Genomic DNA, 16,489 nt, shown 5'->3' on the forward strand with positions numbered 1-16,489 from the left:
ACGCTCTAGCGCCATGAAGGCCCGGAACATCCCAATTGTCCAAGCCCAAAGCGATGCTCATAACCTCCCCAGAGTCGGTCCAGGCCAGATACCGCGACCTTACGTTCGGAAGACTGACGCAAACATTGGCACGGCTCCGACCAACCGGCGAATTCGGCACTCCGCTTAGCGCAGCGCATGCGACTCTGAAACGGCTCGGGGTCAGATATCAAACGCTTGAACGGGAAATCGGGGAGATCGACGCAGAGTTGGACCAACTTGTCATCATGCATCACCGGCACCGCGCGATCTGCCAGGCGGTGGCACCGATGTCGCCAGCCAGCTGCTCGTGAACGCCGGCAACACCCGGAACGGGTTACACCCGAAGCGCCGTGGCAATCACCCTCTCTCGGCTCGAACGAACACGGACTAGCCCGGAACGACGAGCTCTACCACCACTACGAAGAATTGCCCCAGCACCCTTGACACCCATGGGAGCGACATTTTCGGGGCAATGCTCAGGCACGCCGTTTCGCGATTCTTATGTAAGTCAGGGAAAATGGGTCAAGAGTCCCGCTGTCGCTGAGGAGCACCTATGTTTGAGTACGCCACCCACGAGCCCACCGTGGAATTCATTCCTTCGGAGGTGACATCCATCGCGCGACAGGAAGATTTCAGTCATCTGCGCTACAGCCGGGGCTATGTTTTCCACGCACGAGGCTTGGACCCAGAAGTCCCCGCTTTCTGGAAGAGCCGAACATTTGCGGGGATGGTGTTCCGTTGGGACCCACGCGTGGGGGTAGCCTTAATCTCGGACGGTGAGAATGAAATTCTCCTTTGCGGTCACAGCCTCGACCCAACACTGGAGACAACGGACCTCGGAGCGATTGCCCGGAAACTGCACGCAGCCCTTCGTGAGTCTCGCCAGAGGTACGTGAACGCGCTCGAAGAGTTGTTCGGACAGTACGTGGTGCTGGACCGCCATCAAGGCACGGTTCGCGCCCAAACCGACGCGATCGCTTCTCGTTCAATCTTCCATGACACCGAAGCGACGATCATCGCCTCACATGTGAATCTCGTCGGCAGGACACTGAGCCGCGAGCCAAGCACTTACATTAAATGGGTCGGGCGGACCATTTCCAATGACTTCCCAGGACGCACGACAGAGTTCGACGGCGTATGGCTCCTGACACCAAACACAGAGCTTACGTTGGGCCGCGGCACGATTCGCCGCATTGGCCCGCTTCCCTATGAGCCCTTGACCGTCCCAGAGGCAGCAGACCAAATGGTCCCCCTTCTGGAAAAGCAGGTGAAGGTGCTAAAACTAAGCGGTCGCCAAATTGTGGTCTCAGCTAGCGCGGGCGTCGATTCACGCACCTCCCTCGCCGCGTTCGCCCGCCCACAAGCCCCTGACACGGTCCAGGCCTTTACGTACACGAAAGCGCCAGGCTCAGGACGGCAAAGTGCAGAGCTTAACAGGGACAAATTGGCAGCAGAGATGTCGGCGGCCCTCGGGTTGACTCATCAGATGTTCGATCTGAACACGGCTCAGCGTCCTCCAGCTGATTACGTGACCGTGCTCAATGAACTCAGCACCCGACGTTCGAATACGGTTATCTCCTGGATATATCACTCGAGCCTTCCCCACAACGCATTGCATATCCGTGGGCAGATCAACGGGGTGGGCAAGTGGCACTTTGCTCAGCGGCTGCACTTTGCGGAAAGCATGGAAATATCCGCGCGTCGCATGGCAAGCCTGACCAAACGGGGTAAGGACGTTAAGCATCCCTTGACTGACCCGTGGTGGACGCGTGGCGAGCTTGGTTTCCAGGAATATATCGACACGACCGCGTTGAGATCCGTGCCAGCCGGTTATCGGATGACGGACCTGTTTCTGTGGGAGCATCGCGTAGCGAATTGGAATCATGCTCACATCGTGGAATCAGATGTCACCTTTGACACCTACCAGCTGTTCGGTTCCCGCAGAATGATCCGGCTGATGCTTTCGGTACCCGAAATTGATCGTGTACAACTGTCTCTCTTCCGGGAGATCATCGGCAGGTTGGAACCGAAACTGCTGGAATATCCCCTGAACGGCAAAACGTGGGATCCTCCGACATACGAGCTTCCTCTCAGCGCGTACCAGCAGGGCTCCAAGGCCTCTTCAGAAGATCCGAGGATCTTGCAGCAACGGATCGCCGCTGCTAATGGAAAACTCAAGTGGCGACGGGAAGAAATCGAACGGTTACGTACAGAGCTTGCCTTTGCTCGACAAGAAGCGGAACACCTGCGATCCAAGCTCGAGGAACGCCAGCGCGATGAGTCCTGAACTATCTCAAGAATCGAAGTAAAATCCCTGAATGGTTACGCCCTCCCACTGCCTCTCGCTATCCTCATCTATGCGTAATCTCCCTCCCTCCGAGAGAAGGAACTTTCGAGTACTTTCCTCCGTACCAAATAAGAGCAAACGCCCTGTCCCGCCCACAGTTTCGACGCGCCCTGACACCCCCGCCCGGCGTGCCGCGAGGTGGACTAAGTTCTTTTCGGCAGCCGAAAAATCACGACCTTCGCGAAGCCAGTAGAACAGCCTTGTTGGGTAGGCGTGGGCTGGAATCTTCTTCACCATCACTTCGTCCGCCGAGGCACCTTGCAGAGGCGCAAGGAGTTGCTCCAGATTCAGCCCGACTTTCTGAATTCGGGGAGCGTCGCTCCTCTTGGAGGACGGGAAGAAGACGTCAAGAATGTGGTACGGGACATCCTGTCCTGCCCCGTCCCAGGGGTACATGTTGATTTCAATCTCGGGTCTCGAGTTCATCTCGATCACGCGAAAGCTGTCCTCAACGGGCGTTCTGTTGGCGTCGAACAGTACATCTACACCGGCGATGGCCAGCCCGGGTACTGCTGTCACAGCCCGAACCGCGGCACCTTTGACCGCGGCCGGCAGCTCAACGGTCTTGTCGATGCTGTCTCCACCCTGACTCGCGTTTGCTTTTCCGCGTAGCCTTACCTCTTCACCCGCGACCGGAATTTCGCTCGGCCGGTAACCATGGCGCTGCAGGTACTGGTCTACCTCACCGTCGCGCTCAATCAGCTTCTTGCCAAGGTAAGGGTTCTCCAACCGAAGCGAATTCTTCTGATCGATTAGTTCCTGGATGGTGCTGGCACCGTCACCGACCACGTTTGCCGGGCGTCGCAAACAAGCTGCAACGACTCTATCGCCCACTACAAGTACTCGGTAGTCTTCGCCCTCGAAATGACTCTCGAGGATTAGTTTTTCCCCCTTCGTGCAGCGCGCGGCCAGATATCGGAAGGTCTCCAGCAGGTCGTCACGCGTTCGCAAGTTTGTGAAGACGTCCCGCCCCATACTGCCGCGGAGCGGTTTGATGACTAGCGGATAGCCGGTGTCTTCGGCGCGGAACAAAAGCTCATCCTCAGCGTCTGTGCTAAAGGGGTCCAACACCCAGCTCACAGGCACTGGGACTCCGGCCGCATGGAGGCGGGAGTTCGTGGAGTGCTTATTCTGCTCGATCGCAATAGCTGCACGCGTTGTCAGCGATGGCCGGGACTTGTCGAAACGGATACGGGTAAGTCCGTCAGACAACTCATATCTCCGCAGTTGACTATCGAAGAATCGGACCTGGAGACCTCGACGCCAAGCCTCAAGAGCAATGGTATAACCAGCGAGTCTGGTACCGAACGCCTCCCGGACAACATCGGCTTCGAAGTGGGACGGCCAGGACGACGACAAATTGACTTCTCCTTATAGGTTCGAGGGGTGGATTTGCATCCCCCTCGTTAACGAGAGGACCGGCCGTCACTCTCGAAGCACTAAGCTGACCGTGAAGACCAGCGTGCTACGGCGTCCTCACCCAGCGGAACATTCCCGCGGATTTCCACGGCACCTGCCTTCATGGAAGTGGCAGGGTCGGTTGGACTGTCATCACAGTCTTCCCCGCCGGTCAGAAACTTACAAAGTTCACCTAAACAGCCTGCCGTCGAAGGTCAGGAGTCCTGCACTTTGAGAGCGTTGACCCCGAGCCCAAGCAGTCTCCTGACATAGGCCTCCGGAGTACATTCCTGCTCGATAAACCGGACCGCGCGCTGCTGCTGTTCTGAATAGCGGTTCGCATCCCACAGCTCGTTGACGACATCCTTGACCTGGTCTGGGTCGGCATATACCGCTGCATCTTTGAACACTGGTTTAAAGTGGCGGGGCAGGACACACACCACGCCGTAACTCATGGCTTCGAGGATGGCCATGCCGAAGGCCTCAAGCCAGCCGTCGCTGTGGAAGTAAACGAAGAAGTCGATCTTCGTCGACAGGTACTCTTCCACGCTGATCTCATTGAATGCATAGATCTCCCAAGAGGGCGGATTCCGCGAGAGGAAGCCCTTCTGCACAGGCACCTTGGTGCCACCGAGTATGCAGACATTCGTAGGGCCGTCGGCCGGGTAGACATGCTTAAAGACCTGTCGGTCGGAGGGCCACTTTGCGGCGTCATCACGCGCGTGCCGCCCTATGGTAGGCCGGCCCGCCCGGTATCGGTTGTGGCCCGCCTGCTCTTTGAGCTCGATGATGCCCTTCCACGAGAAGCTTGTCAGGTCTGACGCGGGCATAAGAGGCGCGATCATGGCGCCGATCTGCTCACTCTGCGGGGCCCATAGAGGCCGCACGCCGAAAAGTCCCTCGATATTGCGGGTGACCACGCCGATGTCATAGCTGCGCCGTTCTCCGCTCGGTTCAAACGGCGGGTGATTGGAGACTATGACTGCCTTTTTGGGCTTCAAGCCGGCTCTCACATCCGGCACGACCTGAACCGCGGTGGGCCACCGCACAACGAGAAGGTCAGTCTCAGCTGCGGTGTCCAGGGACAGCCGGTCCACTTGGCCAGTCAGTACCAAGTCATCAATTTTGCGGCTGAACTGCCGCTTGGAAGCCGAGGGGATTAGGCCGTTCTGGAACGGGATCACACCGACCCGGAGGCCAGCGCCCAGACAGACCGAGATCTCGTTGAAGAGCGAAGTGGAGTTGCCGGCGAGGAAACCGAACTCCGAGGCGAAGACCACGTCATATTGGGCGGGCCCCTCCGGGCGAGCTCCTGGCAGGTAAGCGGCCGGGGCGACGAAGCGCCGCTCTTCCAGTGCCTTCGGCATATACGGTGATTCGCCGGATTCCCGAATCTCGCGATGCCAACTCTTATAGCCACGAAGGTAGGCCCGGCGTTCCGGAGCGAGGTAGCCCACACCCATGTCATCACGAGTCAGGTTTGCGCCGTCCATGAGAGCGAAAGCCAGGGGCGCCTTGGTGATCGGTTCCACGCTGATGCCGTAGTAGTTCTCGATGCGGCTCTTGAACTCTGAGTCCCCGGATTTGCGGACGGTGTCCCAGTAGCCGAGCTCCTTCAGCACTGGATCGCGTCGGAACATCAATGAGGCCATGGAGGGGTAGACCACCCGTCCCGTGGCGGAACGGAGCACCAGAGTAAGCTGTTCGTCCACGCGCACCCAATTGGTCATATTCGCCACACGTTCGGGGTCTGCCAAAAAGTCGCGAACCTGCAGCTCGATCTGCTGGGGGTGGTGCCAGTCGTCCTTATCGGCGACGGTGATCAGATCGCCAGTGGCGAGATCCAAAGCCTCATTGCGCACGGAGTAGGAGCCACGGTTCACCTCACTGAGCACCAGACGAATGCGGGGGTCACGTGCAGCGAGGTCCTGCAGCTGCTGCCGGTACGGAGTGGGGTAGCCGTCGGCATCCTGCTCGGGTGAGCAGTCATCGATCATGATGATCTCGAGCTTCCGCCAGGTCTGCCGCAATAGGGAATCCACCGCAATGTTGGTTGCGGCGCTGGGTTCGTATATCGGCATGATCACGGTCACCAGGGGTGCGTCCCGATCCACAGTGGCTGGGGGCAGGTCCGTGCTGACGTTGAAAAAGCTTACGCCGTCTCCGTGCATCGAGATCGGGGCAACGCCGTCTTCTTCGAGCAGCTCATTAAAGCCGGCCAGCCAGGCGCCGGCATAGCTGGGGATGCCCGTCACGTTGGGATTGACCGCGTTGAGCGCCAAGAGGTTTTGTGAGTAGTCATGTTCGGTATCGCGATCTTCGGCTGTGAGGACCCTGGCGGATTCCTCGAACTCTCCGCGCCACCGTAGGAGATCTCCATAGAAGGCGCGATCGGCGCCGGTGATGTCCTCCAGTCCGTGCCATTCTTCGAGCATGGAGTACAGGGTCAGAGCATCGAGCTGATCGGTCTCATCTCGAGGAGCGGCGAAGAGGAACCGAGCTATGGCGAGCACCCCGGATTTCCAGTGCTTCTCCCTCAGCATCCTGGCAGCGGGCTCTCGGAAGAGCTGTGCGCGATAGGACTCGAGAATTCCATGGAGCTGGTCAAAGTCATAGCGACCTTTGGAGGCAGCGTAGGCGAGGACATCGCGGGCCCCGCCATTGCGGTTGCGGATCGCGTTGGTGGTGAACCACTGGAGCCGACCTGGATTGGCGCGTAGCTCCTGAACCCAGTACCAGATCGCCCCACGCGCAGGCTCCAGCACGGCGCCGGCGCTCTGCTTCTGGGAGACGAGGGCCGCTTCGAGCTCTTCCAGGCTGATATCGGCTCGGGCCTGCTTATACGTCCCTAGAAAAGATTCAACAAAATCCCGACGGTCAGCTCGCCTTGCATTGCTCAGAAGCTTAGTTGCATGAACTGAGGATGACGCCTGCAGCGCCTGATCTAGTAAGAAACTGTCGGTTGCCGAGAAGGAGCGGTCCTCCCAGAGCACCCGCTCCCCCTGCGGGTGAACCGCAACAAGGCGCAGATGGGCCATACGGCGCTCAAGAACTGAGGAAGGCAGCGCCAGCGCGTATCCCGCACGGCGGATGCCATGCTGCAGCCGGGCGTGCTTATTCTTCAAGACAGCCGGGGATCGGTGGATGTCCGCCTCTTTTGTGTCCTTGACTTCACGCAGGACGACCTCCACGGGGAAATCGAGACCGGCTGTGTGGAATGCCCACCCGGTGAAGACCCCGCCGTCGAGAACAGTCTCTGAGAGCAAAAACTCCCCGCCGGCGCCCTGAACGATCCTCTCGGGAAGACCCGCGGGCCTGCGGCCAGTAGCATCTCCTAAGCGGAGGTCAAAGGTGTTGCCGACTTCGGCTCCGGGCGTGAACAGTGGCATGTAATCAGTGAACCGTCCCTCAAGGGGGATCTCGCTGGCGTAGCGCTGTGTCCCCTCGGCCTCGTGATCACCTTCAGGCGGTTCGGTGAGCGCGTGGAGGATCACCTCTGCCTCCCCCAGACGCAGCACCAGCCGCCGGTGCTGCGTCTGGCCCGTCAAAGTGATCGAGGCATAGCATTCCGTCAATGCCACATGCGCCACGCGGATCTCGGGTCGAGTCTGGGCGTGCTTGAGCCAGGTGGAGGAGGTGTCGGGCGCACCGTGCAGGAGTCGCTGAGCTTCGCGGGCTGCGGTGTCGCTATGCTCTGCGGCAAGTTCCAGTGTCTGATCCAAGACGGACACGGGAGCGTGTGGCTCTCCCCCAGCGAAAATCTGGACGCGGTGTACTTGACCGTCGAAGAACTCGGAAGGAATCTGGGCCCCGTGCAAAAAACCGACGGGGCCGTTGAACTTCACCGTCTCGCGCTTCCACGGAAGGGCACGTCGGTCGGTTCGCGCTTGGTCAATGACCTTGCCGTCCACGGTCACCCGGGCATAGGCCGGCTGATTTTCAACGCTTGTCCACCCGGCCACTTGGCCCCGCGGGGTGACCATGAAATCGGCACTAAGACCTTCTGTGCCGGCGATCCGGGAATCCTCTGTACTGATCATCTTCCGTGCGAGGACATTGCCTGTCCCGCGGTGGATCAGGGCGACGTCGTGCTCTTCACCTGTCCAGAACTGCGGGGGCAAGTTGCCCAGAAAACCCACATTTCGGGTGCGGAACTCCTCGTCCGGGAGTTCGTCTCGGAAGATGTTGCAGGTGAGGGCTGATACTGTTTCCCCGTTGACCACGACGTCCAAGACCGCATTGCCCTGATCGGCGTCCGGCTCGTAAACCCAGCCGCTGATCCGATCGGCCCGGTAATTGACAATCTTGAATTTCATAAACCCTGCAATCTAGTGATGCGCCGTAGGTGGCGACGGAAACACAAAAGGCTATCAAAGCCGGAGGTGGCCGAGAGTGCGACTCGGAATCTGCTCACGCGCAGTCACCCAAGGCCTCATCGACATCGTTCTCAACCAAATTCGTAGAATCTGTCACGTCAAGCTCAACCAAACGAAGAATACAGAGCCCAGGCAAGTATTCAGAATGATTGCTCCGGATTGTGTCCTCACCCCAACGAACATCTTCACTAATCCACACGTCCGATCGCACAGCCGAAGAATTCTTCGTGCGCGTCGCTGATATGCCGAAGAAAACGTCCCCTGGAGGGCGGCTGGTGGCCCTGCTGCATTGACTCCAGCACCAAACGCACGCGCCCGGACGCATCGACGCCGCCGGTGGTCGGGTCGACTCCCCTCGCCTCGGCAAACGGCGTGTAATGTGCTTTCAGATGCCTGGCGTCGTTGGAGTTCTGAACGTAGCGCACAAAGTTATCGATATCCGGCTCGGCGTAAAGGCGGCGGAGGTTGACTGATTCGGGGAACTGCGCCTCGACTGCGTCAATCGACGCGAAGTCCGGGAACGCGGCCCGGATTAGGGCTTTGTACACCCATTTGTAATAGTCCCCGACGCGGGTTTGCGGGGAAAAGCACACTGCAGCTGTTCCCGGGAGCCGGCGGGAGACTGCCAGCGAGGCGTAGCCACCGCCGCTGGAGCCAGTGAGTATGACGCGGTTGTAGCCTCCGTCGGCCGCGATCTGGCGGATCATAGCCGCGATATCGTCACTCAAGTTCTGTTCGGCTGTGCCGATGTACCAACCCAGCGGCATCGTCTCGTTGAGCTCCAACGTCGTATCGGCGATCAACAGTTTGCCTGCGTCCAACTCGCCCAGCGTCTTGCGCCACTCAAAGCGGGGAAGCTGGTATTTAGAACGCTGCAGCGACCCGTGGAAGGAAACGACTAAGGTTTCGGACTCGCTCGGCGTATAAAGCGCACACATGGGGAGTCCGTCGTCTTGCGACGAAGAAACGACGTATTCAAGGTCCTCGTCGACGGCATGGTCAATCGCCTTGGCATGGTCGATGTAGCGGATGGCAACGGCATTCCGCTCGTCCCACTCCGTCTTATTCGCCCGCATTGATCCCCTCAAGATGTGCTTCTCGCAAACCCGCAAACTGGACAATCCTATCAATGGAAGGCCACTCGTCCCCGCCGTTGACAAGCGTTGACTGGAGCTCCTTCCATCCTTTTGAAGCCAGCATTGCCTCTGGAACCAGCGGTTGAACGCGAGTAAAAACTGCACTCGTCAGTGGAAGCCACACCGGATGACGGCCGAATGCCTTACGCACGTTTTCGGCCACCGGTGTCACCTCGTAATGGTGCCCGGTATCGGATTCGGGGGCGTGTTGAATAAGGATTGCCACCTGCTCTGCCTCGACGTTAGAAAGCAGTGCGCTGTGGAACTGGAATCCAGTCGGATCATAGATCAGGACCAGTTTGACTGCCACAACATCCGTGATCTCAACCCGCTGCAAGTCTCCACTGCGAAAGGCTTCCAGGTAGTGGTCGGTGAACGCGGGACCGAAGGACGCATCGCGTCCCAGACTGTATTTGTGCTGCACACCCACCGTAAGGCCTAGACGCCGCGACGCCTCTACATGACCAAGCAGCAGCGACGACTCCTCCCCACCGGAACTGAAATCCCCGACGAGCAGAACGTCAATTTCCCTGCTGTGTTCCGGGACGGGAAGGTACTTGCCGGGGGCGGCGAAGGCCCTTTCCGGTAGCGGGAAGGGCAGGTAGCCATTGTGCTTGCCGGCCTCGATCTGCCGGTGCCAGCGACCGTAGTATTCGCGGTAGGCGCTCCGGTCCGGGACTCTGAAGCCGAGGCGGAAGTCCTCCACCGAAAGGTTGGAGTCGGTGACCAGGGACAGCGTGAGCGGTGCCTGGCTTACTTCGAAGGCGTCCTCGGGATTGACCATGAGCTGGTAGCGCCGGATGAATTCGCCGTCTGCGGCCTTGCGAACCGTGTCCCAATAACCAAGCTTTTCGCGAATTGTGGCCGTAGGGAACAGGGTGGAGACGTGGGCGGGCGTAATGAACGCGCCTCGCCAGCCACGGTAGTGGAAGTACAGGTCAGGACTGACGCGGGTCCACGGTGCGGAGACGAGCCGGTGGTTTGTCTGCTGTGCGGCGGCTGCGACCAAGCGCTCGATCTTCTGCGGGTGCTGCCAATCGTCGCCATCGAAAATTGTGACGAACTCACCTTGGGCCCGTTGAAAGGCCATGTTGCGGGAGGTATACGCCCCCGAGTTCACCGGATTGGACACTACGGTCACTCGGGGGTCCAGACTCGCCCAGCGGCTCAGCTGGGGCTGGTATTCCTCGCCGGAGCCGTCGTCGACGATAATGACCTCGATGTTCCGATAGGTCTGTTCCAGTGCCGAGCGGACGGCGAGGTCGGTGTATTCGTCCGGCTTGTAAACGGGCATCAGAATGCTCACCAGCGGGCCGTCGTCGATGGTGGGAGCCTCAACGGTGGTCAAGCGAAGGAACGGCTCCCCCTCTCCCGGAACTAGTCGCAGCTCAGCCAGACCCTCTGCACGGTAGACGACGTTGATAAGTTCCAGCCACTTGTCGAAGTTTAAGTCGGTGCGCCGGAACGGGTTACGGAAGTTTGCACGAAAGAGTGCCACGTCATGCTGACGGTCGTCCTCGGGTTCGAAGAGCGGTAACAGACGTTCGGCTTCCGAAAACTGGCCAGTCTCGGCCAGAGACTCTAAGAGAAAACCAGCACGGCTGCTGCCCGCGAATAGCTCCGTGCCGCGAGCCCTAAGTACCAACTGGTACATGGTGCCAGCGTTGAGTTGGTCCAACGGGCTAACGCTTTGACGAAAACATAGGTCTGCCAGTTGGGCCAGTGGAAGTCCTGCTGCAGCCAGCAAGTGCCGCTCCACATCCAAGCGGGCGTTACCGCCGAGCCTATAACTTTCCAGCGCGCGTTCCAGCGAGGACCAACTCCAGCGCCCCCTGGTCGCCTTCAGACTCAGGAGGTCACGGCCCTGGATCGACCGCATCCGGGTTAGGCGTTGCAGAATTTGTGTCGTCGTCAGCGGGCTGTGCTCTTGAAACCATCCCAAGGCACCGAACTGGGGGAACGTAGCGAGAGAATCCGGTTCCAGTCCGGCTGAGCGCAGATAACGGGAGGACTGCCGGGAAATTTCCCTGGTGGAAACCGAGATCTGTGCAAGACGGCGGTAGGAGACGGCGATGCCGGCTCCAACCAGCAGCACCAGCAGAATTACTGCCAGCAGAAGCATGTTCACGGAGTCAAGAATCAGCCCGAATAGCACGAGAACAGCGGCCGCCAGCGCCAGCAGGCCGGCCATGGGGACGGCCACCCGCGCCATCCGCTGGCGGCGGCCTTGACGTCTGGTTGCCGGAGCCGTCATATGTGCCCTCCCGTTGCTGGGATGCTGGTTGGCAGGCCTGGTGCTGGCGTGCTGAAAATGCTGGACAGCCCGGTCTGTCGGCCAGGGGGACGGTAGCGGATGTCCTCGGCGTCGATCTGCGGCGGCAGGACAAACCCGTCCCACTGCTCGCTGGAATTCTGGAGGAAGGTCTCCGTCTCCGGAGCCCATGTGTGCCCTCCATGGCCCGGGGCATCGCTGTACCGGTGCATCACGTAGTTCTGGCCGTGGCTGCGGTAGATGCTGCCGCCGGCGGCATCCACGGCCTGAAGCAGGCAGCGGTCCACCGCCCGGTGCACCGGCCGCCAGCCGCCTACGTCGGCTAGGTCGCGCTTGGAAAGCAACATGGTGCCGCCGGCCACATGGTCGGAGTATCGCTCTCCCTCGGAGGGACGCCTGGTCAGAATGTCCAGATCCTCCAGGTAAACGAACTCGACTTGGCTGCCGGTGAGCACCGCGCCGGAGTAGCGGCGTGCGTGGATCAAGTCCCGCAGATGGTGCCGCCCGTACCAGTCGTCGTCGTCCATCTTGGCGATGAGATCCCCACTGGCGGCTCCGACGCCAAGGTTCAGCACCTCTCCCAAGACCATCTCGGGTCCGGCTTTGCGGACCACCAGATCAAGCGAGCAGTCCATGCGCAGCTGCTCCAGCTCGGCATCCGGAAGATCGATGCCGTGCAGCACCAGCACGATTTCCACGGCGGGCCAGTCCTGCCGCTCGATCTGCTGCACCGCTTCACGGACGCGATCGGCCCGACGGGTGGCCAGCACTACGCTGATCGTCTCGGGCTCATGCGAAGGCATTCCCGCCGTGGCAGCCCAGTGATTCCAGCGGGCGGCCGGTTCGAACAGTCCCAACGCCAGCCGGCGCATGTCAATTGACTTGGATTCGCGCAGCAGCATTGTGTCCTGGGCGTCAAACGCCACAATGGCAGCAGTGAGGTCCGGGCCGAGCAGGCGCATGGCAGCAGTGTCGCCCGCTGTCAGAAGCGGGACGCCAGCCGTGGCCAAGCTTGAAATTACGACGGCGGCGGCACGTTGGTCCGCGGCGCGGAGGATCGCGGCGACATCCACGTAACTGTAGGGGCGCAAGGCCCCAATGGTGCGTTCACTGAGCGGCTCTCCCGGGCCGAGTGATGCAACATGCCCAGCGCTAGCGGAGGAATCGGTGTCGGTGAAGCTCACGCCACCACGCGGATCAAAGCCCGCATGCACTTTGCCACGAGCCGGATGCGGGTTGAAACCGCGCGGCGACACGCAGCGCACGTCCACCGGCGGCAGTGCCATGGACCATCCGCTGTAATCCGCCAGCCCCTCCGCAGGGAGGATGAAGCCGGCCGGTTTTCGAACCGAGGCGATTTCGGGCTTGTTGTCCGCCACAACAAAGTCCACCGGAAAGATGTCCTCGTCGGCGGGTTCAAGCAGTTCGGCGCAGAGCGACTGAGCCAAGGGGTCGCCGGCTGCCCAGGCCACGTGGGCCGGATCCGTTATACCTACCCGCAGGCCCTGGAGCACCGAACCGGGGCGCCCTTCCTCCACGTGCATCAACGCCGCCGCCACCGCGCGGTGGACGTCGACCCACTTGTCCGCGGCCACGGTAATGGCGGCGTATCCGTCCGGCATTGCCAACGACGAGACCATCAGTCCGGCACGCAATTGGGCGACCGTGTGCCGTGACGGCGCCTGATGCGCTTCGCCGTCATTCCGCAGCACCAGGTGGACACGGTGAGCTTTGCCGGACACGGTTAGCAGGGGCAGCCACTGGCGTGCCTGGGCTACCGAAGGTGCCGCGAGTACAAAATTGTCGTGCCATCGTTGTTGCGTTACCGAAGCGGACGCAATGCTCTGCGGATCCGTGATGTCTTCGAAGGTCCATGCAAAGGCCTTCGGACCGAGCCTCAGACCCCGGGCCAGCTGGGGAAGCGGGAAGTCAAGGCTGCCAACCAAGGTATTAGCAAGCACCACCTCTATTTCATCCTCACGTGGAGATGTCGGAGACGGGCCGCAGCCCGCGATGCAAGGTACCGGGGCCCCTTCCGGAGTGCGTGGAGCGACCTTGCAGCCGTGCCCGGAGAGGCGTCGCGTGTAGCGGCCTGCCAACGGTGGCGCTTGACCCGGGCCAATTCCGTTTCAAGCCTGCGCATTTGGAGCTCGTAATCGAGCCGCGTCGTAGGATCTTTCAGGTCCTTCACCACCACATGCAAATCAAAGGTTCCAGCCTTACCTTTGCGGAGGAACTGTTTGGGCGCGGGGCGGTCATAGGCGTGGGCGCCTAGGCTGGCACCTGAAACCCACCGCTCGCCGCCCTGCTTCCTGATGGCTAGCTCCGCTCCGGGCAGAGACACTGGAGAGCCAAGCGCCGCAGCTTTCCAGAGTTCCAAGGTGCCCGGCATACCGTCGACAAGTGCGCGCAGCAGGCTGGCGCCTGTTTGTTCTGCCGCTTCCACGGCGGCCTCAATTGAGTAGGTTCCTAGCACCACGCCCGCGGGGCAGACCAGCAAGTACTGATCCCCAGCAAGGATCTCTTCCACGCCGCGGATGAATTGGACGTCAGCTTCCGACGCTAGCCATTGCTCCAGCAAGACCGAGTCCGCGGATTCCGGCATCAGCACCTGGAGGAAGGAGCGCTGCACGCTGCCCGAGAAGATAGAAGTGATGGTTAGTGCGGCAGCCCGTGCGTCTGTGGCACGAGCATCCACCACGACCGTCAAAGTCCCTTTGGAGGATTGACGGGGTTGTTGGATGGTGGCAGTTGGCAAGTCAGCTTCGAGCTGCCACTGCAGTACCTTTTCGTTGACGCTGGACCCTACACCTATGTCTGTCATCGACATGCCTACTTGCCTAGAACAGCTGCTGATATGGCGGCCAGCTCAGCGCCCGGAGTGGTTATAGAGAGCATTGGGACTACGTCAACCGCCGGAGATTCATGCTCGTCGCCCACTACGCATTTGCCTTGGCTGGCAACGGTCGCCGCTGTCTCCAGGCCGATGTACCCCATGACGGCCAGGTCAAAGGTTTCGTTCACCAAAATGAACCCCTTACAAAAAAATCTGTTCGACGGGATTTCCGGAAAACTTGATGGCAGACGATGCGAGCAACTCGTTGGCCGTTACCTGCCAGGTGTGCTTTGTGTGGTCTGCGGCACGCACTTGGCAGTAGTTGAATCGGTCTGAGGCGTAGATCCTTCCTCCCGATTCTAGAACACTTCGCAGGAATGACGTGTCCTCGCCTCGGCTAACTGCCGGAAATGGATGCTCAAGAAAGGTGGACAGGCGCGCAACCAGCGATGGACCCGCAACAAAGTGCGAGTAACGATGTTCGAATTGTGAATTTCGCAACACGGTGACATTCGGACCTTGCAGATGCATGTAATGAGCTCTTTTTCCGACAACGTCAGCATCGGCATAGTTCAGCGCCTGCAGCTGATCGAACAGGTACCACGGGCCATAGAGGTCGTCATCATCCCACTTCGCGGCGAAGTCGCCGGCAGCTCGCCCGGCTAGGAGGTTCAGGCACTCCCCCAAAGTCACATTAGCGGGAATTTGAACGGCTACGGCGTCTTTGATTCCTGCTTTACGGCACTTCCGCTGGAACAGATCATTGTCTACGGCGAACCCATGGGCACCATAGATCAGCTGCACCGTGACACCTCGCTGTGAGGCAACGCCCTCAATGACATGGTCCATCTGGCCAGGCCGGATACTTGAGGCCAGGATGGATACCATCGGATTGTCGGTTCCGGCTGCCAATTCCGGACGAACAGCCCGCAGGACCTGCTCAGCCCGGTGGCGGTACGTATGTCCCGACCAAATTCGGCGCTGAGCACGATGGACGAGCCGCTCGGCGTATTCGCGGTTCTTCAACAAAGCGCGGATGGCGTTAGCTGCGTCCTCCCTGCCGCGGACTACGGGCAATTCTCCTTCAGGAAAAAAGTGATCTACTGCGGGACTTGGTGTGGTCACAACGGTCGCGCCTGCAGCCGTCATCTCAAAGATCCGCCGCGAACACATGGTGGCAGATCCCACTACTGAATTGACATTAAGGAAGATCTTGTATGCCTTGGAGGCGGTGAGCATCTGCGGATAGCTCAGGGAGCCAACGACAAATTTGTCCAAGGGCTTCGGGAACTGGTACTCGGACTTTTTGCCCAGCTCGCGGGAGAAGATGTCGAACCTGAATTCCCGCCCGTTGCAGGCTTCAGCGGCACCGGGAAGGACGATATCCATCTGCTCGCGCCGTTCCGGGTACTTATGGGCGAAATACATGCCCGCGAAGGCCACGTCCCGAGCTTGCCAACCGTGTCGTGGCCGTACTGGATTATGAATCTTCGGCTGGGCCGCGAACGGCAAGCATGCCACATTGGAGTGCCCCAGGTCTTCGCAGTATTGCGCCACCATATTCTCGTCGGTGGTGAAGACGTAATCGCAAAGTTGGGCCAATGGCAGGAAGTCCTTGTAGTGCGGTGGATCTTCCTTGTTCCACAGGACGACCGGGAGATCCAAGTCTTTTGCGACCGCGATCAACTCACGGATTTGCGGTGACGGCCCATTGCTTCCCAAGAGTTTGTGACGCCACGCACCGCCGTTCGCGGCCCACGCCGACTCGATGAGCACCAGGTCCAGTCCGAGTTCAGCTACTTGAGTATGACTCAGGCCGGGCCGCAAGGGCGTGCAGCGCCATTCCCATTCGAATCCAGCCAGGGAGAACTCGTCCAGAACAACGCCGGCGTGCACTGCGGTGTTGGTTGGAATTGCTGTACCCAATTCCGCGGGTTCTATCTTGGGACGGCCCCGGCGGATTGGGTCGAGCACAACCCGTGATAAAACGGGCAATATCCGAGGACCAGCCGCAACAGGGTCTTGGCGCAGTAGGTGCTCCCGCAGTGCCGCCACTCCGCCGTGGCGCACATGCCAGAGCGCACGCCTCACGGATGCTGCGCT

The 16,489-nt window shown here is 60.1% G+C and carries 9 protein-coding genes; 1 reads left to right on the plus strand and 8 read right to left on the minus strand.

Annotation, left to right across the window (positions count from 1 at the left end):
• Positions 1-574 precede the first annotated feature (574 nt).
• A complete protein-coding gene (locus tag AC5RWT_RS11265; protein WP_494080297.1) occupies positions 575-2,308 on the plus strand; it encodes a hypothetical protein in 1,734 nt (577 codons plus the stop codon).
• Between the two features lie 6 nt (positions 2,309-2,314).
• Here AC5RWT_RS11265 and AC5RWT_RS11270 read toward each other — a convergent pair whose 3' ends face one another.
• The 8 genes from AC5RWT_RS11270 to AC5RWT_RS11305 form a co-directional block, all read right to left on the minus strand.
• On the minus strand, positions 2,315-3,448 hold the full coding sequence (locus AC5RWT_RS11270) for a hypothetical protein (RefSeq protein ID WP_494080298.1): 1,134 nt from the start codon (positions 3,446-3,448) through the stop codon (positions 2,315-2,317).
• A 533-nt stretch (positions 3,449-3,981) separates the two neighbouring features.
• On the minus strand, positions 3,982-8,082 hold the full coding sequence (locus tag AC5RWT_RS11275) for a glycosyltransferase (RefSeq protein WP_494080299.1): 4,101 nt from the start codon (positions 8,080-8,082) through the stop codon (positions 3,982-3,984).
• A gap of 248 nt (positions 8,083-8,330) precedes the next feature.
• Positions 8,331-9,218, minus strand: coding sequence for an alpha/beta hydrolase (locus AC5RWT_RS11280; RefSeq protein ID WP_494080300.1), 888 nt, complete (start codon positions 9,216-9,218; stop codon positions 8,331-8,333).
• On the minus strand, positions 9,205-11,532 hold the full coding sequence (locus AC5RWT_RS11285; RefSeq protein ID WP_494080301.1) for a glycosyltransferase family 2 protein: 2,328 nt from the start codon (positions 11,530-11,532) through the stop codon (positions 9,205-9,207). The genes AC5RWT_RS11280 and AC5RWT_RS11285 overlap by 14 nt, the downstream gene beginning before the upstream one ends.
• A complete protein-coding gene (locus tag AC5RWT_RS11290) occupies positions 11,529-13,514 on the minus strand; it encodes a glycosyltransferase family 2 protein (RefSeq protein ID WP_494080302.1) in 1,986 nt (661 codons plus the stop codon). The genes AC5RWT_RS11285 and AC5RWT_RS11290 overlap by 4 nt, the downstream gene beginning before the upstream one ends.
• A 2-nt stretch (positions 13,515-13,516) precedes the next feature.
• On the minus strand, positions 13,517-14,380 hold the full coding sequence (locus tag AC5RWT_RS11295; protein WP_494080303.1) for a hypothetical protein: 864 nt from the start codon (positions 14,378-14,380) through the stop codon (positions 13,517-13,519).
• Positions 14,381-14,382: 2 nt separating this feature from the next.
• Entirely contained in the window at positions 14,383-14,574 is a 192-nt protein-coding gene (locus AC5RWT_RS11300; RefSeq protein WP_494080304.1) for a hypothetical protein, read from the minus strand.
• 13 nt (positions 14,575-14,587) lie between these two features.
• Positions 14,588-16,312, minus strand: coding sequence for a glycosyltransferase family protein (locus tag AC5RWT_RS11305; protein WP_494080305.1), 1,725 nt, complete (start codon positions 16,310-16,312; stop codon positions 14,588-14,590).
• Positions 16,313-16,489 lie beyond the last annotated feature (177 nt).

Source organism: Arthrobacter sp. Dra40, from assembly GCF_059091905.1.

Coding starts and splice junctions, on each gene's coding strand:
- AC5RWT_RS11265 (WP_494080297.1), top strand. CDS start 575: ATGTTTGAGTACGCCACCCACGAGCCCACCGTGGAATTCATTCCTTCG.
- AC5RWT_RS11275 (WP_494080299.1), bottom strand. CDS start 8,082: ATGAAATTCAAGATTGTCAATTACCGGGCCGATCGGATCAGCGGCTGG.
- AC5RWT_RS11280 (WP_494080300.1), bottom strand. CDS start 9,218: ATGCGGGCGAATAAGACGGAGTGGGACGAGCGGAATGCCGTTGCCATC.
- AC5RWT_RS11285 (WP_494080301.1), bottom strand. CDS start 11,532: ATGACGGCTCCGGCAACCAGACGTCAAGGCCGCCGCCAGCGGATGGCG.
- AC5RWT_RS11295 (WP_494080303.1), bottom strand. CDS start 14,380: ATGTCGATGACAGACATAGGTGTAGGGTCCAGCGTCAACGAAAAGGTA.